The sequence below is a fragment of the gamma proteobacterium symbiont of Lampromicra miyakona genome, from assembly GCF_059730895.1.
In genome coordinates this window covers 3,338,076-3,356,943 of sequence record NZ_AP035932.1, presented here as the reverse complement: position 1 = coordinate 3,356,943, position 18,868 = coordinate 3,338,076, and the positions used below count along the sequence as shown (strand labels likewise).

The 18,868-nt window shown below is 54.5% G+C and carries 19 protein-coding genes; 3 read left to right on the top strand and 16 right to left on the bottom strand.

Features of this window, described 5'->3' with window-relative positions; translation table 11 throughout:
- Positions 1 to 3: 3 nt before the first annotated feature.
- A complete protein-coding gene (pilM, locus tag AC6I8P_RS15745; protein WP_498030735.1) occupies positions 4 to 447 on the bottom strand; it encodes a type IV pilus biogenesis protein PilM in 444 nt (147 codons plus the stop codon).
- A 1-nt stretch (position 448) separates the two neighbouring features.
- Positions 449 to 1,747, bottom strand: a complete 1,299-nt coding sequence (gene pilL2, locus AC6I8P_RS15740) for a PFGI-1 class ICE element type IV pilus protein PilL2 (protein ID WP_498030734.1) — start codon at positions 1,745 to 1,747, stop codon at positions 449 to 451.
- Between the two features lie 166 nt (positions 1,748 to 1,913).
- On the opposite strand from pilL2, the gene AC6I8P_RS15735 reads away from it, so the two are divergent.
- Positions 1,914 to 2,255, top strand: a complete 342-nt coding sequence (locus AC6I8P_RS15735) for an FxLYD domain-containing protein (RefSeq protein ID WP_267411422.1) — start codon at positions 1,914 to 1,916, stop codon at positions 2,253 to 2,255.
- Positions 2,256 to 2,392: 137 nt separating this feature from the next.
- Here the strand turns inward: AC6I8P_RS15735 and AC6I8P_RS15730 are convergent, their stop codons facing one another.
- From AC6I8P_RS15730 to AC6I8P_RS15670, 13 genes are all read right to left on the bottom strand, one after another.
- Entirely contained in the window at positions 2,393 to 2,824 is a 432-nt protein-coding gene (locus tag AC6I8P_RS15730) for a DUF29 domain-containing protein (RefSeq protein WP_498030733.1), read from the bottom strand.
- A gap of 100 nt (positions 2,825 to 2,924) precedes the next feature.
- Positions 2,925 to 3,473, bottom strand: a complete 549-nt coding sequence (locus AC6I8P_RS15725; RefSeq protein ID WP_104187908.1) for a single-stranded DNA-binding protein — start codon at positions 3,471 to 3,473, stop codon at positions 2,925 to 2,927.
- Positions 3,474 to 3,545: 72 nt separating this feature from the next.
- Positions 3,546 to 4,037 carry an STY4534 family ICE replication protein gene (locus AC6I8P_RS15720; protein ID WP_058770118.1) on the bottom strand — a complete coding sequence of 164 codons (492 nt, stop codon included), beginning with the start codon at positions 4,035 to 4,037 and terminating at the stop codon, positions 3,546 to 3,548.
- Positions 4,038 to 4,673: 636 nt separating this feature from the next.
- Complete coding sequence (locus tag AC6I8P_RS15715) at positions 4,674 to 6,686, bottom strand: DNA topoisomerase III (RefSeq protein WP_498030732.1); 2,013 nt, start codon at positions 6,684 to 6,686, stop codon at positions 4,674 to 4,676.
- A gap of 17 nt (positions 6,687 to 6,703) precedes the next feature.
- Complete coding sequence (locus AC6I8P_RS15710) at positions 6,704 to 7,426, bottom strand: PFL_4669 family integrating conjugative element protein (RefSeq protein WP_498030731.1); 723 nt, start codon at positions 7,424 to 7,426, stop codon at positions 6,704 to 6,706.
- Positions 7,427 to 7,755: 329 nt separating this feature from the next.
- On the bottom strand, positions 7,756 to 8,988 hold the full coding sequence (locus tag AC6I8P_RS15705; RefSeq protein WP_498030730.1) for an STY4528 family pathogenicity island replication protein: 1,233 nt from the start codon (positions 8,986 to 8,988) through the stop codon (positions 7,756 to 7,758).
- 78 nt (positions 8,989 to 9,066) lie between these two features.
- Positions 9,067 to 9,297 (bottom strand): ParE family toxin-like protein, encoded by a 231-nt coding sequence (locus tag AC6I8P_RS15700; RefSeq protein WP_058770063.1) that lies wholly within the window; start codon positions 9,295 to 9,297, stop codon positions 9,067 to 9,069.
- Positions 9,297 to 9,905, bottom strand: coding sequence for a DUF2857 domain-containing protein (locus tag AC6I8P_RS15695; RefSeq protein ID WP_104187900.1), 609 nt, complete (start codon positions 9,903 to 9,905; stop codon positions 9,297 to 9,299). Before AC6I8P_RS15695 ends, AC6I8P_RS15700 begins: the two co-directional genes overlap by 1 nt.
- An 84-nt stretch (positions 9,906 to 9,989) precedes the next feature.
- The gene (locus tag AC6I8P_RS15690) at positions 9,990 to 10,733 is read right to left on the bottom strand and encodes a DUF2786 domain-containing protein (RefSeq protein WP_498030729.1); all 744 of its coding nucleotides are present in this window, start codon (positions 10,731 to 10,733) and stop codon (positions 9,990 to 9,992) included.
- Entirely contained in the window at positions 10,723 to 10,980 is a 258-nt protein-coding gene (locus tag AC6I8P_RS15685; RefSeq protein WP_260642031.1) for a TraR/DksA C4-type zinc finger protein, read from the bottom strand. Before AC6I8P_RS15685 ends, AC6I8P_RS15690 begins: the two co-directional genes overlap by 11 nt.
- Positions 10,973 to 12,679, bottom strand: a complete 1,707-nt coding sequence (locus AC6I8P_RS15680) for a ParB family protein (RefSeq protein WP_498030728.1) — start codon at positions 12,677 to 12,679, stop codon at positions 10,973 to 10,975. Before AC6I8P_RS15680 ends, AC6I8P_RS15685 begins: the two co-directional genes overlap by 8 nt.
- On the bottom strand, positions 12,676 to 14,043 hold the full coding sequence (gene dnaB-PI / locus AC6I8P_RS15675; RefSeq protein ID WP_267411405.1) for an SPI-7-type island replicative DNA helicase: 1,368 nt from the start codon (positions 14,041 to 14,043) through the stop codon (positions 12,676 to 12,678). Before dnaB-PI ends, AC6I8P_RS15680 begins: the two co-directional genes overlap by 4 nt.
- The gene (locus tag AC6I8P_RS15670) at positions 14,033 to 14,956 is read right to left on the bottom strand and encodes a ParA family protein (protein WP_267411403.1); all 924 of its coding nucleotides are present in this window, start codon (positions 14,954 to 14,956) and stop codon (positions 14,033 to 14,035) included. Before AC6I8P_RS15670 ends, dnaB-PI begins: the two co-directional genes overlap by 11 nt.
- Before the next feature lie 680 nt (positions 14,957 to 15,636).
- Here AC6I8P_RS15670 and AC6I8P_RS15665 point away from each other — a divergent pair.
- Positions 15,637 to 16,305, top strand: a complete 669-nt coding sequence (locus AC6I8P_RS15665; RefSeq protein ID WP_498030727.1) for a hypothetical protein — start codon at positions 15,637 to 15,639, stop codon at positions 16,303 to 16,305.
- A 14-nt stretch (positions 16,306 to 16,319) separates the two neighbouring features.
- Positions 16,320 to 16,739 carry a hypothetical protein gene (locus AC6I8P_RS15660; protein ID WP_141496225.1) on the top strand — a complete coding sequence of 140 codons (420 nt, stop codon included), beginning with the start codon at positions 16,320 to 16,322 and terminating at the stop codon, positions 16,737 to 16,739.
- A gap of 63 nt (positions 16,740 to 16,802) precedes the next feature.
- Here AC6I8P_RS15660 and AC6I8P_RS15655 read toward each other — a convergent pair whose 3' ends face one another.
- Complete coding sequence (locus tag AC6I8P_RS15655) at positions 16,803 to 18,863, bottom strand: 2Fe-2S iron-sulfur cluster-binding protein (RefSeq protein WP_498030726.1); 2,061 nt, start codon at positions 18,861 to 18,863, stop codon at positions 16,803 to 16,805.
- Between the last annotated feature and the right edge of the window lie 5 nt (positions 18,864 to 18,868).

The window sequence follows — 18,868 nt, the reverse complement described above, 5'->3', positions numbered from 1 at the left end:
ATGTTAGTTAAGGTAAACAATGCTGCCCTCCGATACGCCGGACGGCAGAGAGAGATTCATATCGGTGCCATCCGCCATGCGCAGACGGCCACCGCTGACGGTCAGGGCCAGCGCTGAGGTCATGGACCTCGCACGCAGCGCGACAAAAACACCGTCAGTTTCAGGCACCCATATCCAGAGGCGCCCCCCCTTGATAACGGTCTTAATGCGATTGTCCGGGAGCGGCACCATACCTGTCTGAGCAAGTGATACCGGACCATCAGCCACCGCTTTTCCGTAGCGCCAGTTATTTACCGCGTCCGCGGTGCGCAGCATGTCGCCGGCAAGCCGATCCGGCAGGGTCTGCTGCATTGAAAGCCGGATGTGTTCAGCAGAATGGCGCTGCGCATCACCCGCCATCAGCGAAATGACCAGACAGAACATGAGTATGGGCAGCGCAAACCCCATCTCAGCGACCTCCTCCCGCTGGCGTATCGCTAACGGAAATCAGGCACTGAATACGATTGGCTTCAGCGAAAAGGGGTTTTTCGGCTTTGCGGTAGAGGTCAAAAACCTGAACCATGACCGACTCAAAGTTGCCGTGGAAAACCAGCGGCGCATCGATGCGGTAATCAAGCGTCACGGGCCAGATAACCACCCAGTTGCCGCCATTACTGCACTGTGCTTTCGAAGCCCAGCTGGTCAGCGTCTCTTTCAGGGTCGAACCCGGTTCCGCCCGCCAGGTCTGCCCGACGGGAAGCGCAGCAACTGGCGTACCCGGCGCATAAGAAGATGAGGCATGGCTGCTGACGGGAGGAGCCGGCGGCAGCGTTGTAACGGGGCTGACCGGTGCCGACGGTGAGGTGCCGTTCACTGTAGTCTGCAGGGCGGTCGCCGGGCGCGCTGCGGCCACAGTGGGTTTCTGCGACAGCGCTGTTCTTCGATCAGGTGCATGAGTCGCAGCAGGGGATGACACCGGTTTGCTTTTTACCGGGGCCACCGAAGGGATTTTCTGTGGTGCCGACACGTTCGCCGCCGTCAGCACCGGAGACGGAACTGCGAGATTCTGCGGTTTGAGCGACGTTTCCGGGACGGTGGCCGGGGCATTGACGCTGATGGTGTCACCGGTAAAAGGATTGCGTGAGACGGTATTGCCTTTTCCTGTCACCACCGGGGGCTGAACAGGCTGCGTCACAACCGGACGATTCACATTTACAGCCTGTGGCGCGCGCGAGATCGGCAACGTCTGGGTGATAGCAAAACTACGAAACTGGTCACGCAGCTCAAAGCAGATTTCACGGTTCACTTCATCCACCTTCAGGCGCCAGGCTGGACCGGCCAGCACCTGCAGGGCTTCGCTCAGTTTCACAGGGCCGATATCGCGCTGTACGGCAGGAAGGGGGCGGCTAAGCAGTTCTGAAAATGCTGAAGAAGTGGCTGAGCACAGTGAATAGCCGGATTCCAGCAGGAGATAACGAAATCCTTCTCCCACTGAGTTAACCAGCTGAGCAGGCATAGTGATATCGATTATCTGATTAAGCGGATCGCGCTGCGCATCATCTGGGCGTGTGCTGACGAGCGTGTAACGGTCGTAGCGCACCACTTCAGGGGAACGATTTCGGTAAATGTCATCGAAGCGGGCAGGCTGCTGATAACGGCCATTGATTAATGGCGCTGCGTCAGAGGCCGGGTTGCTGCAGCTGGCCAGCATGACAGAGCAGGTAAGCAGTCCGGCTCCCGTTGCCGCGCGTCTTGAAGGTACTGCCATCAGGATTCACCCCAGGAATAGTCTTAGTCAGAAGTGCTATTCTCGCGGTGGAGGAAAAACGGACAATGCGAAACTATGTCTGCGGATTAAAGAATTAAGTTTTGCAAACCGATAGAAGAAAAGTGGCATTCAGTCACTTTATCAAAACAGTCAAAATGAGGATGACATGAAAAAAAGCATTTACGGTGTTTACCTTTACTTAGCACTGGTCGCCGGAGCAACGGCTGCAGGCAACGATAACGTACAGTTAAGTAATCTGCATTTTCAGAGCACACAAAACGGATTACAAATAATTCAGGGGCTGGGCCAAAATACCAGTTCAAAGACCCTCGCAAATGTAATCATCAAAATCAACCTGCTTAAAGATGATGTGGTTATCGGTCAGGCGGGAGACTTTGTCAGTAACATTGAGCCTGGTCAGAAATTTGTTATTAACGCCAGCTTCAACAGCATTGAACTGCACCCTGACTCGTTCAAGGTTACAGAGGTAACGGCTTTACAGAAATAATCCCCTCCGGGGCAACCTCTTCGGTCCATAAAAGCAAGTTTTACGTACCAAAGGGGTTCTCAATTTTCCCGCTGTTTCAGGTTGCATTGGATAAAAAAAGCGCCCGAAGGCGCTTTCTTGTCTGGCATAGTGGTTACTCATTCAGGATAAAATTCCTGAGACAGAATTTGTTCCATATCCCAGATACAGTCCTCGGGAAAGACGTCAAGTTGCGTTTCCTGAGTTGCAGAAGATACAGCATCGGCCCATACAGCAGCTATCCAGTCAGGATCAGAGAGCGCAGTTTTCAGGCTGGGTGTGCCTTTGATGTGTAATGCCAGTGCTTTTCTTTGTTCTTTGATGGTTCGCTGCCAGCTGGAACCTCGGCGGCCCGGCTGAAACTTCCATTTGAGAAGATGCGCCAGCAGAACGGCCATACGACTGGCAAGTTCCCGCTTTTCGCTTTTGCCCACGTCCTCGATCTCCTCGGCGATATTAGCAATATCAATCTCAGAGAACCGACCGGCACGCAGTAAAGCTGCCTGCTCCTGAGCCCAGGCAACAACATCAGCTTCGTATCGTGTGTTCATGGTAGATCTCCAGTGACATTCCTGATTAATGAACATCATTATAGAAGAAAAAATCGCCAGACTGAACCGGCGCACTTTAGGTCATAATTATATGAATCCATTACGAAATGGCGTAAATGGCTTTCCGGCATATGCCATAACCGTGTCCGAGGAACGGTATGTCATCGTCAAAATCCATTGGTGGCTCATTCGCCGGATTCTGTGGCGCTGACTGAGGCTGCTGAGGTTGCTGAGGCTGGCCCCATGCACTCTGCTGACCTGACTGCGCATTGTTTCCACTGGTGTTGGTGCCATTGTTACGGCCTCCGCCCAGCATCTGCATCGTTCCGTTTATTCCCACAACGACTTCGGTAGTCCAGCGATCGGTGCCGCTGTTATCCGTCCATTTACGGGTGCGTAGCTGACCTTCGATATACACCTGTGACCCCTTACGAAGGTATTCACCGGCAACTTCAGCCAGCTTGCCAAACAGCACGACGCGATGCCATTCGGTAATTTCCCGGTTTTCACCGGTCTGTTTATCACGCCAGGTTTCAGAAGTGGCCAGGCTTAAGCCGGTCACCGCTTTGCCATCTGGCATGTAACGAACTTCAGGGTCCTGACCGAGATGACCGACCAGAATAACTTTGTTGACGCCGCGTGCGGACATAATGTTTTCCTCTCAGAAATATGGGGTGAGAAACACGACCACCGGGATGTTCCGGTGGTGTGTCCGTAACGCTTAGAACGAATTCGGATCGTACTCTTTCTGAGCCGATGAGCCGGATTCTGGCGTCTGGGAAGCATTGGGTGCCTGATAGACTACGTCCTGACCTTTCTTGATGAACTCCACCTTGATCAGGCGGGCCTTAAGGGAAGGACGGCTTTCACCAGCATGATCACCCGACTGAAGGGTAAACACATCGGCTTTGAGTCCGCTTAGCACGAAGCCAATCAGCACTTTTTCTTCTTCATCAACGGCTTTTTGACAGCGATTAATGAGTTTGGTGGTATCCGCGCCAGCGACTGTGACATCGAAGCGGGTATAGGACGCATTATCAGTAGGGCCGGTCAGAGCATTAATAACGGCGCAGGTGAATTCGCCATTGGGTCCCTGAACACGACGTATCGAATTGAGATATCCGATACCGCTGACGTTGAGGTTGAAAAACTCTTTTTTCTGATTAGCAGATGCAGAGCTATTTGAAGCAGGGGTATTGGTGGTTGCAGTCATGATGATTTCTCCGGAGTAAAAACTAAACAGGTTGCGGAGAAACATCTTTCCCTTACGGGAAGTGTTTCCCGCAGGGATGTCAGCAAAATTTGCCGACTGGCTGAGTTGGTGAAATGGACCTTAACCTGTAGATCAGGTTCCTGTTTTCAAAGGTTAAACAGGTTTGAACCGCCCGAAAGCGCCATCTCTCAGGTTATGATGGCATTGGCATGTGATTACCCGAAGGCGTTCCTCTCAAATCACCGGAACATTGGCAGTTGTCGGAACGACAACGATTAGCCACTTAATCATTCATTCAGACGCCGCGGATGTCAACGTCGCAGCGTGCAAAAAATCATCAGCACATAAAAATAAAAAAAGCGGCACCCTGCGGCACCGCCCTCTGAGGTCTGCACCATCGACCTGATGTTAATCTGCTTAAAGCAGTTGCTCCGCTGGCGTGTTCAGTTCCCGGCACGGGTTTCACGGAGTTTTCGTGCCTTACCGGCTCCCGTTCAGGTGTGGACAGGGCCGGTCAGACTGTATTCCGTCAGCACATGCATTAGATGCTGACGAAACCCGCAGTCACGGGGTGCGGCTTCAGAGCCGGTGCCACAATAGCAAAGCCCCTGACGGCCCGCAATCGGAGACGACGGATTAATTCTTCTTTGATTCAGCAGACTTAGGTTTCCGGGAACGCTTGTTTTTGCTGCCGCTGATGTTGACGACGCCTTTGCACCCAGGGTAGCGCTGGCAGCTCCAGAACTCCCCCCTGTCCCCTTTGCGTAGGCGGGTTTTCCCTCCGCACATCGGGCAGGCTGGCGTGGGCGGAACCCGGATACGGACCTGCTGCTGAGCCCCGTGGCTGACCAGGTTGCGCGTCCAGCCGGCCTGGCGCTGCAGAAAGTCGTCCAGCGACATACGGCCGGCGGCAACTTCATCCAGAGCCTGTTCCCAGAGCGCGGTCATACCCGGCTCGGTCAGCTGGGGCGGCAGGGCATCGATCACATCGGTTCCCAGTTCGGTCGCCATTATTTTGCTGCCTTTACGCACAATGAAACGCCGGTTCAGCAGCTGCTCAACGATGCCTGCTCTGGTGGCTTCGGTGCCCAGCCCCGCATTGTCTTTAAGCACTTTACGCAGCGCAACGTCCGTAACAAAAGCGGCCGCATTCATCATAGCTCCAATCAGGGTGGCAAACGTATAGTGTGCCGGCGGACGGGTCATCAGCTGCGCCACCTCAGCACCGGTCACCGCACAGCGGTCATTGCGGCTGAGCGGCGGCAGGGCAGCAGCTGCGTCATCGTCCTCATCAATATTAATATCCTGATCTTTTTCAAACAGGACCTTCCAGCCCTTTATCACCTCCGTTCGTCCGGAGCTGCGGAACAGCTGCCCGCCAATGTCGAACTGCAGCCGGGTGATATCGGACTCATGCTGAGGCAGGAACTGCGCCAGGTAGTTACGGCGAATGAGCAGATAGACGTTACGCTCCGCCTCAGACAGCGCAGACAACTGAAACGCATTGCGCGTGGGGATAATGCCGTGGTGTGCCGTTATTTTTTTGTCGTTCCAGATGCGCGAGACAAATTCCCTGTCGAGGCCTGCCAGCACCGGTGCACATTCCGGGTCGGTACGGCCAATGGCATCGAGCACACCGGAAATCTCTTCCCGCATGGATTCTGGCAGGTAACCGCAGTCGGTGCGGGGGTAAGTGGTGGCCTTGTGCTTTTCATACAGGCTCTGCGCGGTATTAAGCACCTGCTGGGGTGACATATCCCACATCCTGCCACAGGCCTGCTGCAGGGTGCCCAGCGAAAAAGCCAGCGGAGCGGCGGATTTTTCGCGCTTAGTGTCACATTCTGTCACCACAGCGTGCCCCGTCTGACGGCACAGCTGCGCCACCTGCTGCGCGATGTTCTGGTGAACACAGCGCTTTTCTTCGTCGGTATACACCTTCGCCGACACCCACTGAGCCGGAAAGGTGATGCCGCCGGCCGAAATAATCGCTTTAACCTGCCAGTAAGGCCTGGGCACGAAAGAGGCGATTTCCCGGTCCCGGCGAACAACCAGCGCCAGCGTCGGCGTCTGCACACGACCTACAGAGACAACGCCATCGAAGCCTGCCTCGGCTGCACGCAGGGTATAAAGACGGGAGAGGTTCATGCCTATCAGCCAGTCGGCCCGGGCTCGCCCGAGACCGGCGTGATACATCCCGAGCGTGGCTTGGCCGGGGCGAAGGTCCTTAAGTGCTGCGCGGATGCTGATTTCATCCAGAGCGGAGAGCCAGAGCCGCTGCACCGGGCCTTCCCAGCGGCAGTAATCCAGCAGCTCGCGCGCGATGACTTCACCCTCACGATCAGCATCAGTGGCAATCACCACGTCGTCAACCTGACGCAGCAGCCGCTCAATGACTTTAAACTGATCCTGCGTCTCCTTCTTAACAACGACCTGCCAGGGGGCCGGCAGGATGGGAAGCGCAGAGAGCGACCAGGGCTTACCATACTGCTGACCATAGGCCTCCGGCGGGGCGGTTTCCAGCAGGTGGCCTACAGCCCAGGTGACGGTGACGCCACTGCCTGACAGAAACCCATCGCCGCGACGGGTGGCGCCGACTACCTCTGCCAGATCGCGCCCCTGAGAGGGCTTTTCACAGATATAAAGGCGCATAGCCACCCTCCTGTGAGTCAGACTGCCTGATAACGCATGCGCAGCAAATTTACGCTCGCTTCATTCACCGGCGGTGAAAAGGCTGAGCGCTTTTCGCCGAGCAGAACGGCACGATCGGGCTCACCTGCATCCTGGCAGGCCTTCTGCCAGACAGCATTGCTTTCTGCTGCATCCAGGCGTGTTGCATCCACCCTACGGTAAGATAAAACAGTCCCGTAAATCTGACGCAGCAGCCGTCCTCCTTCACTGAGATAACTGTCCCGGTCATTTCGCGTGATCAGTCCATAATGCGATGCCTGAAGCACCTTTTTGGCAAATTGGTCAAATCCTACCAGCAGAAACACGCACCGGTAGCCCAGCGGAGTACGCGTATAAACATGAATATCCAGTGGCTCTGCCGAAGAAACTTCCGTCAATGTTACGCCCTGTGGGAGCGCACTCATATCTTCATCCAGCTTACTGATAAGCCCGGACATCGTTTCAGATGCAGATTTCAGCTTTTCTTCCAGACGGTACATAGCTTCATCAGCCCAGGGATTGTTACTCAGCGAATCCTGGTTAATTTGTGTTGCGCGCGTGAAGAACTGAGGCATTCCGATAATGCCGTGTTTCGCAGGCGCGTCTCCCTCCGGCTTCTCCCGTTTGCGCCCCAGCCACAAACCAATTGCATAATTGGTATGGAGGGCAATTGTCATTTCAGACTGAAGAGAACCTGTCTTTGTTACCTGTTTATCTGCCATCGTTATCGTCACCTGTATTCAGTTAAGAAGAGCTGGCATAGTCCTGAATCAGATGTATTCCCAACAATGTGAAACTCATAATTACGGATAAGAAATTAACGGCGGGTTAGATTTTGATTTGATTGCGCCCCGCAACACTGCTTACTTTTTAGCCGCTGTTGCGCCCCGCAACACTGCTTGTTTTTTAACCACTGTTGCGCCCCGCAACATTGCTTGTTTTTTAGCCACTGTTGCATCCCGCAATACTGCTCGTTTATTACCGCAGGGTAGATTGTGTCAGCTGCAAGTGTCTTACCGGATGGAGGTAAGCTGAAGCTTCAACCGTCTAATTATTTGCTAACACTCTGGCGTATGCTTTCAATCATCGCCCTGACATCCTCCTTAGAAGGCCGGCTCGCAGGCTTTACAGGCAGACTGGCTGCTGGTACAGCACGCGGGACGGTTGTACTGGAATTGTTGCTGCCGGAACTGCCATGTACTGCGGTTTCATGCAAATTCAGCTCACCGCAACGGGCACGTCGCAGCATCGTGAACAACCAGCCAACCGGGTTATTAAGCCTGCCAAGTCGCAGTTGTTCGCGCAGCATGTCAGCCAGCGCCTTCGCTAGCGCTTCCGGCAGTGAGGCCATCTGGGTGGTGAGCATCTGTCGATCCTCACTGTTCAGCCCGTTAACAAAGTCTTCAGGCAAAAAATGCTCTCCACCCGGTACGTACGTTTTTTTATTCACACTCTGTGTGAAAGAACGTACGTTACAGTCCGGATTTCGGACTCCGGTGTAAGTCATTGATTTCAGGCTGAGTCCGGATTCCGGACTCGGCGTTTTCTCCATTAATGAATTACTGAGTCCGTTTTCCGGACTCAGTGGATCTGGTTGATTCTTTGCACTTTTCTGACTGAGTCCGGAATCCGGACTGCGGGTCACAGCCTGGCGATTGCAGACCATCTGCTGAGGCGTGAACGGCGCGCTCAGGCGACTTTCGATAAGGGCCAGGCGACTGTGGCGATGACGCATCCCGGGGTTCTGCAGGATATCATTCACCACGGCCAGCGCGGTCATCCGGACCGCTTTATTACGATTCTGGCAGCTCTCTTCAACAAGCGTCAGCCAGCCCGGGTCAAAGGTTTCGGCGTCACGGTAACCCAGCGGCTCATCATGCTGCGCGTAGATATTGCCCCTCACGCGGCCACGGTCATCACGCACCCGCTTACACAGACTGAGCCAGCCGGTCAGGCGCAGCATCAGCAGAACGCGGCTCACCGTATCGCGTGAGGATTTTTCGGAATGCGCGGAGGCCAGCTGAACCTGTAGCTCGTCATAGGTCGGAAAGATGGCTCCCTCATTCTGCTGCGCATAAAGCCTGATCATCACCCAGGCGGTTTTATCCAGCGGTGACAGACGCGTATCAAGAAACAGCCTGCGCGGGAACGCATCGTGCACGTTTCCCATAAATAGCAGCCCGCTGCGTTCCTGGCTTACATCGCCGTTATCAGCGCGCCGCTCAAGATTCTGCTGCATTCTGCCAAGCGTATGCGCCACGATACTGTCGGCGGGAATGGTCATTTTATGCTCTCCTCTTCTGCCTGAGACAGCACTGTGCCGGGATAAACCCGGCACAGTGTGGTCATCAGCGGCAATCCGTTACCGGCGTATTTCACGGTTGTATGTCTCATGATCCATCAGCCACCACTGCCGGCCACCGTCCTTGCTCAGGATGCGCCAGAACGGTCCAACATCTATCTTGAGATATCCGTTCATGGCCAGCCGGCGGAACACTTTCTGGCCGCAGCAAAGTGCATGGAATAACTTTTGCGCCCGGCGGCGTACCGCCGGGGAAACCTGCTGACGAGGAGAAAAATCTTCCAGTTCCATCATGCCTCCTTACGTATTTGTGCGGGCGCAGTGCGGGCAGTGGTACCCGCCTCCCGGCACCACTGACATACGCGGCTCCAGACTGCTGTCAGGGAAAGACCCAACTGCTCCGCCGCGAGCATCATCGCCTCAAGCGCCTGATGGGAATCAGGAGATGTCAGACCTGAGGCTTTCCATTCGATCCAGAGCGCTGCGTCCTGAGGCTCTGTCAGGGCCTGAGTTCGCCCCTGCCGGGACTCGATGCCCATCAGACGGCGGCGTGCACTCACTTCTGAGGGTGACAGGCCAAAGTACCGGTCGATAAGCTCCATTGAGCCGCCGAGTTCAAGTGCACGGTCAATCATCATGAACCGCTTCTGCTCGTTCCGGGCCTGATTCAGCATTAGCCAGAAATTTTCATGATTGAGGGAGACATCTAGCACGGAAACGTGTGACTGGCTGAGGTAGTGCAGTTCGTCAAGACTAAGGTGACTTAGCGCACGGATCTCTTCAACGGACATACCCAGTGACTCGCAGCGGCGGATATTGCCGTTTTTGATGTCCATCAGCAGTGCGGAAAGAATGGCCGTGGTAGCCTGAGAGAGATTAGAAAAGTTATGCTGGCTCACAGGCCACCTCCTGAAATCGCCTGGTCGGCGACGAGCAGAACATCAAAAAGCCAGCCCGACAGGCAGGCACACCATAAAAAAACATCAGTCATGAGAGCCTCCCCCTGCTGAAATCTGCCGGGGAGCCTGTTCACCACTGAGGCCATGATGAAGGTCGGCATCCCGGCCGGCGAGAAAACCCGCCATCCGGGCAGCGCTGTCACCGCGGCAGCTTCCCGCCTCACGAACAGTCACGTCGGCCAGTGCGTCTCCGGCATGGCGCTTTGTCAGCCAGCGCTGAAGTACGGTATTTTCCTCCTCAGAGGGCGCAAATGAACGCAGCACCTGCCAGACGCCGGATACCCAGCCCTCCCTGAACTGATCTGCACGACGACGGAGCGTACGCAGCAGCATTCGACGGGTACGATACTGTTGCATGTGCGTTTCAGACGCGGCGCGCAGCTGGCGCTGCAGAACGGTATAGATGTAGAGCGCCACCTCGGGTCGTTCGCTGAAGCCATAAAAGTGAAGTGAACGGCGAACGCTGCTGGTTCCCTGTGAACTGACATGAACATGCCAGCCAAACCAGCAGCGACATCCTGTGGCCATGCAGACCACTGTTGCCAGAGAGCTCAGCCAGGCTGGCACTTTATCTGCATTGCTGGTCAGGCTCAGGCAAACTGACTCGGTGATGCCACTGAGAGAAAGCATGTCTGGCGTCATACCATGACGCTGCATAAGCCGCTGGGCCAGTGCAACCGCACGGGCGGCTTCATGAGGATTACTGTTGCGCGTGCCCAGCGCCATCAGGCGGCGGATACGGGCTGTGACTTTTGCGTTATCCGACATAGCGCATCCCCCTGCTCCCGGTAGCACGGTGACGGTCCTGTTTCTCTTTGACATCCTGACAGCCAGCACAGAATTCCACGCCCGGCACAGCCTGCTGGCGAGCGACCGGTATGTCTGCTCCGCAGCATTCGCAGAACGCTTTTGACGGTTTTACAGAGTGCACCTGCGCCCGGATTGCATCTATGCCGCGCTGGGTGAACAGAGCCGTACTGGCTTGCGCCATTTCATCGTTTAGATCATCAGACATTTTCCCCTCCCTTTGCAGCAAGTCGCTGCAGCTCACGCAGACGGCGGATAATGCGGATAAGACGCATTGTTTTCACAACCGTAACATCGTCGAATACGGCCACGTCAGCCGGAGATTGAGTACCAAAGAAATTCAGACAGAACATAAACATATTGAACTGTTTGTTGGGGAGTGAGCCGGACAGGCCTGCCAGGAAGAGGACAAATTCGCTGCCGGTTTCGGAGACGGCAAAGCCTGATGACTGAGGGTGTTTATCCTCCCGCACGTTGTCCGCACAGCCCATCGCCTCAGCAATCTCGAAGACAAGCCGGTAGGCCATATCCTGCAGATGCTCGATATCATCCTGGAGTGCCGGGATGTGCCAGATATCGCTGACGGGCTCAAGGCCGGTAGCAGCGAAGGAGACTGAGCTGACTGACGCCGGCAGAGGGTCATTTTCCTCACCAATTGCTGATAACAGTGTGCTCTGACTGAAATCAGTAAGAGAAATGCTGTCCGTACCAGCCGTTTCACCGGTAATGACCGGCCGGCCGCCAATAAGGTCATCCTGGACTTCGCAACGCGGTTCACTGCCGGCGGTTACCAGTGCGTTTACAGGTAGTTCAGCGCCTGCGTGCAGTTCCGGAGCTGGCTCGGGACGACCGCGTGTGATCAGGGTGCCGCTGCGCAGGCCCGTTACCGGGGTTTCGGAATCTGTATCCGGAGGCAGAACAGTGACATTAGACGTCGGGGATTCCCGGCCTGTCGCTCTTTCCTGTGGTGGCGACATTGCCGGCAGCGGTGGCGGCTCACCAAACTGCTCACGGCGCTTCTGTTCACGGGGGTCAAGCTCAATCAGCCATCGATCATAATTGAGGCTCGGATGGGGCAGAGCTTTAACCAGGAGACCTATTAATTCATCGCGCAGGTGATCAAAGGAGAAGCTGTCAGGATCATTAAAATTCTTGCACGCTTCACCAAATACCCGCTCAAATTCATCTGTCGAATCATCGGATACGTCATATTTAGTCCATACTTTCTCAGCCAGAATTCTGAGGTTGAGGATGGGGAGGGCCTGCCCACGACTGAGTCCTCTTTCCAGAAGGTCAGGCATGTGCGGATGAAGATATTTGAGTGTATCCTCCATCCGGCTGATACTGGATGCGTGAACAGGATAGCCTTCATCGTTCAGGAGTTCAGACAACTCACGAAGTGAAACAGGCCTTCCCAGCTGCTCTTCCTGAATAATTCTCGCATTGTGAATCCCAAATGCTTTGTCAATGAAGCTCAGATCTCCCCTGACGTCGTTTTCAGCCAAATGTCCGACAAGACATTTCAGTCGCCCGGGCCACGGTTTAAAAATGGTGTGTATGCGATAAAAACGTTCATCGCCGGTTTCCTGCCATAACTCACAGAGAATCTGATATCGGGTGTTGCCGCCGTCGCTGAAGATGTAAACGTCTTCCCCCTGAGGATCGCGGGTCACTTTTGGAATGGAATCCAGCCCGCGAGCACGCACGGAGGCTTTAATTTCTTCATAACGCGGATTGCGGCCTTTACGGGGGTTGTCCGGATTCGGGCGCAGCTGATCCAGAGTCAGTACCATTGCCATTTCGCTGACCGGCAACGAAGCGGCATCCATTGGGTCAGTGATCTGAGAAGGCGATTTACCCCGTTGCAGCATGGCAGCACCGATGTTCAGGTTACGAACGTTACTCATGCTGCTGTCCTCCCTGCGCTGGCCGTCAGGTCAGAAAATCGGGTGAAACGACCTTCATATTGCAGGCGAATTGTGCCTGTAGGCCCCTGGCGTTGTTTGCTGATGATGATTTCAGCGACACCTTTATCATCCGTGTTTTCGTGGTAGACCTCATCACGGTAGATAAAAACGATGACGTCAGCGTCCTGTTCAAGAGCCCCGGAATCGCGAAGATCACCATTATTCGGACGTTTATCTGCGCGGCTCTCAAGCTGTCGGTTCAGTTGTGACAGCGCGACAACAGGGCAGTCCATTTCTTTGGCCAGCGCTTTCAGAGAACGCGATATTTCTGCAATTTCCTGCGTGCGGTTTTCCTGATCCGGGCAGCGCATCAGCTGCAGGTAATCAAGACCGATAATCGATGGATGACCATAGCGCCGCGCGTTGCGTCTGGCGCGAATACGAAGCATCGCGGGCGTCAGTGAACCGGTGTCATCAATGATGAGGCGATCTTTGAGGTCCCCTGTTAATAGCCCATAAGCGTTTGACACTCGCGCCCAGTCTTCATCATCCATTAACCCACTCTTGAGGTGCGTCAGGTCTATGCTGCCCAGTGAAGCAACCATGCGCATCAGGATCTGTTCTGTAGGCTGTTCAAGACTGTAAAACTGCCCGTTTGACTCCTTTTTTTTCATTAAGGAATTAATCAGCAAACTTATTAGCAACGCCGTTTTACCCATCGATGGACGTGCCGCTATAAGCACTAAGTCGCCAGCCTGAAGACCGCTGGTCATAGCATCGAAGTCTTCAAAACCTGTAGGCGTACCGGTAATACCGTCAGGGACATTGCATCGGCGCTCCAGCTCAACCAGCAGCTTTTCCATACCATCAATGAGAGTAACTGCCTGTTCAGGTTCAGTTCGCTCGGCAAGTCGGGTGATTTTCTGCTCGGCAATTTCCATTACCCTTTCAATATCAGCACCCGGTTTTTTTACCGATTCAGTGATTTCTGTACCAATTGCGGCTAACTGACGACCCTGACTGTATTTTGCCACGATGTCACAGTACGCAACGATATTTGCCGCGCTGGGCGTATTCTTAGCGAGCTCTGCCAGGTAGGCAAAGCCACCGAGTTGGTCAAGGGCATCTTTACCACGGTTTTCAATACTTTCAGCCAGCGTCACGAGGTCTATGGGCTTACTGGCCGCTACCAGACGCGTCATTTCCTGAAAGATGGCTTTATGAACCTTATGGAAGAAATCACTGGCGCTGAGGCGGATTGCTACTTCATCCCAGCGATCGTTATCCAGCATCAGGCCACCGATGACAGACTGTTCAGCATCAAGAGAAAACAAACCGGGGATATTTCTGCGATTAGAGGTCATCTTTACGCCCCCCTTCTGCTGCAAGCTCGTCAAACTTCTCTTTCCATTCGGGAAAAAGTTCGCATGCAAGGTTGTGCATGGAATCAAAGGCCGAATCACTTTTACGGCTGGTTTTCTTCTCGAGTCTGTGAACTGGCTGCCCTGCTGCATGACCATGTTTATAGATATCCAGGTCATAGATTCTGGTCTGAAGCATCTCAATAACTATTTTGTCCGAATGCTGACTGTAATCACCGCCTGAAATGATGGCTTCAGCATGCTCAACGGTGGTTTTGGCCAGCACCGTATAATCCATACAGTTAACCAGCATGCGTATCTGCGGGAGTTTGATACCAAAGGCCAGATAAGGAAGGAGCTCTTCCATAAGAGCAACTGTGCCGCGCATGAATTCGCGGACATCGGGCAGAACGGGCTTTACCATGCCGATCATTTCACCGGTAGCGGCAAGAATAATCAGTTCCGACATCACCGAACGTGAACCCTGTGAATCTATCAGGATGACGTCATACCTGCTGAATACTGGATTCGCCAGCGCATTCCGCAGGCGCACGCGTCCGTCGGCAACATTGAGCATGTAGGTAGGTAAAAGGTTGCGGGGATCATTGGAGACAATGACGTCCAGATTATCGATCTCGGTGCGGGAAATTATGTTTTCTGGCCGTGAGAGGTCTGCAGTCTGCATGAGCAGCTCATAGAGACCGCAAGGCGCTTCATATGCTAAGGGATAGATACTGCTGGCAGTTGGCTGAGCGTGATCCCCGTCGATAATGAGGGTTTTGATGCCCGCATCCGCGAGAAAACCGCCGAGATTTGCGGCCTGGGTTGATTTACCCTCGCCACCTTTAGTTGAAACAACTGGAATCACTTTCGGTCTGGCACCAAGTGATTTGTAATTATCTGATTTTAAATGCATTTATAACACCTGAAGTTTATTCAGGTGAGATAAGCAATTTCACAACAATCAAAGCGGAAAAAATTAACACTTACACACGGGGATTGAAAATCCCCGTGTCCGTGGTTCGATTCCGCGTCCGGGCACCACTAACAATAAGGCACTGGTCAGAAAGAGATTTTCTGACGGGTGACTGAAAGAAGGTGGCGTTCCAGCAACATTCAGTGCAGAGTAAATGCACCGGCTTGGTTTTAAGCCAACCTTCTGAAAGGGTATCAGTTAGCGCTGATACCCTTTTTTTATTGGCATTGATTAATGTTCGCCTTCATTCATCCATAATTCTCGCCACCTGTTGCGATCATTTAAAATATCGCCCACCAACTTCTCTTTTTTTTTAATCTCGCGGGAAGTGTTTGTTAGTCAGACATTCAGAAAACGAATAATCTGAAAATTACCAGAAAATGTTAGTGAATCTCCTAAAAACAGGACAACGGCGAGTTCAGCAAATTGCCAGGGGAACAGGTAACTTATGGCTAATGATGAACTGAAAAACCGGCCTCATGCATAAGTTACAAAGCTGATTCATTGAGAAATATTACTTATAAGTATAATTCGGCTCTTGACTTCATTAAATAATTCGCGATTCTTGTATGCGGGAATTTGATTTATGGAAGAATTGAGAAGGTGTGATGGATATACGGATGCTGGATCCCGATGAGCCGGGGTACTTTTTCAACTTCAGGAACCCCCTGCCTCATAATGAGTATTATGCTGTAAAACCTCAGTTCATGCCTCCACATGGTGCGCGTCCAATTGTGGATGATGCTACAGGGCTGTGTATTGGTTACACGGTCGCGCAGGCTCCCGGACTGTGGCAGGTTTATGATGCGGATGGGCGTTTTACCACGCTTGAAGAAGCTCCGTTGCAAACCCCGCTCATTGATCCGCTAGATATTGCGCTGATTGCATTTGGTGTTTTTCGCCTGTTGAGCAGTGGTCGGGCGGTGCTGGATGTCGCTGCGGGTAAAAGCATAGGCAGTGTGCTAAGCGAAGCAACGCTCAATATGCTGCGTGGCCGCCTGAAGGTTGGCCTGTCCGTGCGAAATCTTAAATTTACACGTACTACGGCCGCGCATATGGCCGAGTCGGGCAGATATATTCCGGTCAATATACTGGAAAAAGCTATCCGCTATGGTTCACGAAGCCCTGATGCTCAAAAAATGCCCGGCATGTTTTTATATCGTATAAAAATGACCCGTCTGAAAAAGATTGTGGAGCATGATAAAATCAGGTATGTCCACAAAGAGTACACGTTACATGTTGTGGTCAGGGAACGGGACTGGACAATTTCACACTTCCATATCGACTGAGTGGCGGGACAGAAATGTTTGAGATCAAAAATGAAGATGCGTTATTTCGCTTCTCATTTATCGAAAGAATTGAGGAGCCTGAAGATCGCAGGCTGGATTTGATTATGTGCTGGCTGGAAATTGCCGGTTGCAGTATAAATCTGCAATGTCAGTGCGAACTGACGATTTTCGACCTTGAAAGTCTGAAGGAAATGTTATCGGAGTTTTATGCATCCCTGTACAAAAATGGACGACCTAAGCCGGTAAATTTCGCACCCAGAATGAAAGCGTTCACCTGCGAATTCAATGCTGTCGAGGGAAGTGATTTAATCGGTTTCAACTTCACTGCGACTCCCGCTATATATGATAGCTGGCAACTGACTGGCGGGATCGCTATTGATCAATCCTATTTCCCTGCGTTGATACAGGGAATCGAATCGATTCTGACCAACTGAGCGCGGGTAAGATGCCGCCCGCCCTGCAGCCTGCTGGTTTGATTGCATAGCCGGGCACTCACCTCACAACGCCAGCTGCACCGCCGCGTCCCCGTATTCGACCTGCGCCGGCACCGCGCAGCAGATCAGCACCTCATCCTGCGCCAGCGTGATGCCTGGCCGGGAAGTGTAAGTCACCGCACCTTTCACCAGTCTGGTCTTACAGCTGCCGCAATGTCCGGCGCGACAGCTGTAGGCCGGGCTCAGGCCGCGCGCTTCGGCCAGCTCCAGTAGCGTGCCGGACTGCGGCGTCCAGCGCGCTTCTTTCAGCGACTCTGTAAACACCACCGGCACCGCTTCGGTCGCCACTGGCGGCAGCGCGGCGGGCTCTGGCGCATCCTCCTGCTGACGCTGCAGCGACGACGGACCAAACGCTTCGGCGTGAATACGCGCGTCGGCAATATTCAGGCCGCGCAGTCCGTCATACATTGCCTGGGTAAATGACGGCGGACCGCACAGATAGAAATCGTAATCGTTGAACGGCAGCACCTGCGACAGCAGCGCCATATCGATGCGTCCGGCAACGTCGTAATCCACGCCCGCTTCGGCTGCACCCGGCTGGCTCAGCACCCGCACCAGTTTCAACGCACCTTCACTGGCCGCCAGCAGCGCATCAAGCTCACGCGCAAACGGGCGTTCGGCGACGTTACGCGCCGACTGCAGCAAATACACCGGGCGCATCCGGCGTTTGCGTCGTCCTTCGTAAATCAGATGACGCAGCATCGCCAGCAGCGGCGTGATGCCGACGCCTGCCGCCAGCAGCACCGCTGGCCGCGTTTCGTGTGCATCAATAGTGAAATCACCGGCCGGTGCGCGCACCTCCAGCCGATCGTCGACGCGCAGGGCATCGTGCAGATACTGTGAGACGGCGCCTTCACGCTTCACGCTGATGCGGTAATAACCATCCGACGGTGCAACTGACAGCGTGTATTGCCGAATCAGCGGCTTAGCGCTGCCCGGCAGCGTCAGGCGGATTGGCAGATGCTGGCCCGCCAGATGCGGCAGCACGCCAGCGCCATCATCCGGCATAAGATGAAACGAGCGAATCTGCGCGCTCTCATCGACAATTTGCGTGATGCGAAATGGTCGCCACTGCGCCGCCAGCTGCTGCGCCTGCAGGCGTTCGCTGGCGGACGGCCAGTCGCCGGTCATCAGCGAGGCGGGCGATACGCCGTCTGGCTGATCGGCCCAGCGCAGGGCGAGGGCAGCGCGCCGGCGCACGATGCGGCGCGCGCTAAAGCGCCACAGCCGCTCGGCTCCCTGAAAGGCCGCGATTTCGGCGGAATCGGTTATCACCGTGGCATCGCCGCTCATCTGCAATACATCGCCGCTCGCGTAGTCGATAAACAGCAGCCCGGCCTTGCCGTTGAGCACGATATTGCCGAGGGTGGAGAAGAACAGGTTGCCGTTGAAGTCTGGAATGGTCAGTACATCATCGGCAGCGATGCGCACAAAACCGGCTTTGCCGCCGCGATGCGAAACGTCCACCTGACGGCGCGCCTGGTCGGCATAAGTGGTGACATAAAACGTGTCGGCTTGCCGGATGGCGGTGCGCGCGGTGTCATCCAGCGCGCTGAGTGTCTCAACCTCGCCCTGATAAGCCCTGCCGGGCGTATGATCGAAGCGGAAATCGCGCAGATGGATATAGCGCGGGCAGTTGCCGAAGCTCTGGTCAACCTGCACGCGCAGGCCGCCGCCAATCGCCGTCAGCACGCCGTTCATGCGGTTGCGCCGCCGCGTGTGCAGCTCAATGCCGAGCAGGCCCACCGGCGCGCCATCGGTCATCCCGCCGGCCGCCGGATCGCTGGCGTCAGGACGGGCCGCGATATCCAGCGTGGTGGCGTTGGGCGAGAAGATAAAACCGGGCTGGCCTTCCAGCAGCGTGGCCCAGGCATCACCCTGTGTATCAACGCTGCCGGCAACGATAAACGGCAGCTGCGCGTAAAAGTCACGATGCTGATCGGGCATGTAATCGCGGATCACGCGCTGCCCGACATCGGCCATACGTTCCGCCACCCCCGCCTGCTGCTGCAGCGCAATTTCACCGTCATGCCATACCGGCAGCGTAATCAGTTTCTCGCCCATGATGC

Bases quoted from the DNA above. Each gene is read 5' to 3' on its own strand.
- pilM (WP_498030735.1), bottom strand. From the start codon at position 447: ATGGGGTTTGCGCTGCCCATACTCATGTTCTGTCTGGTCATTTCGCTG.
- pilL2 (WP_498030734.1), bottom strand. From the start codon at position 1,747: ATGGCAGTACCTTCAAGACGCGCGGCAACGGGAGCCGGACTGCTTACC.
- AC6I8P_RS15735 (WP_267411422.1), top strand. From the start codon at position 1,914: ATGAAAAAAAGCATTTACGGTGTTTACCTTTACTTAGCACTGGTCGCC.
- AC6I8P_RS15730 (WP_498030733.1), bottom strand. From the start codon at position 2,824: ATGAACACACGATACGAAGCTGATGTTGTTGCCTGGGCTCAGGAGCAG.
- AC6I8P_RS15725 (WP_104187908.1), bottom strand. From the start codon at position 3,473: ATGTCCGCACGCGGCGTCAACAAAGTTATTCTGGTCGGTCATCTCGGT.
- AC6I8P_RS15720 (WP_058770118.1), bottom strand. From the start codon at position 4,037: ATGACTGCAACCACCAATACCCCTGCTTCAAATAGCTCTGCATCTGCT.
- AC6I8P_RS15715 (WP_498030732.1), bottom strand. From the start codon at position 6,686: ATGCGCCTTTATATCTGTGAAAAGCCCTCTCAGGGGCGCGATCTGGCA.
- AC6I8P_RS15710 (WP_498030731.1), bottom strand. From the start codon at position 7,426: ATGGCAGATAAACAGGTAACAAAGACAGGTTCTCTTCAGTCTGAAATG.
- AC6I8P_RS15705 (WP_498030730.1), bottom strand. From the start codon at position 8,988: ATGACCATTCCCGCCGACAGTATCGTGGCGCATACGCTTGGCAGAATG.
- AC6I8P_RS15700 (WP_058770063.1), bottom strand. From the start codon at position 9,297: ATGGAACTGGAAGATTTTTCTCCTCGTCAGCAGGTTTCCCCGGCGGTA.
- AC6I8P_RS15690 (WP_498030729.1), bottom strand. From the start codon at position 10,733: ATGTCGGATAACGCAAAAGTCACAGCCCGTATCCGCCGCCTGATGGCG.
- AC6I8P_RS15685 (WP_260642031.1), bottom strand. From the start codon at position 10,980: ATGTCTGATGATCTAAACGATGAAATGGCGCAAGCCAGTACGGCTCTG.
- AC6I8P_RS15680 (WP_498030728.1), bottom strand. From the start codon at position 12,679: ATGAGTAACGTTCGTAACCTGAACATCGGTGCTGCCATGCTGCAACGG.
- dnaB-PI (WP_267411405.1), bottom strand. From the start codon at position 14,043: ATGACCTCTAATCGCAGAAATATCCCCGGTTTGTTTTCTCTTGATGCT.
- AC6I8P_RS15670 (WP_267411403.1), bottom strand. From the start codon at position 14,956: ATGCATTTAAAATCAGATAATTACAAATCACTTGGTGCCAGACCGAAA.
- AC6I8P_RS15665 (WP_498030727.1), top strand. From the start codon at position 15,637: ATGCTGGATCCCGATGAGCCGGGGTACTTTTTCAACTTCAGGAACCCC.
- AC6I8P_RS15660 (WP_141496225.1), top strand. From the start codon at position 16,320: ATGTTTGAGATCAAAAATGAAGATGCGTTATTTCGCTTCTCATTTATC.
- AC6I8P_RS15655 (WP_498030726.1), bottom strand. From the start codon at position 18,863: ATGGGCGAGAAACTGATTACGCTGCCGGTATGGCATGACGGTGAAATT.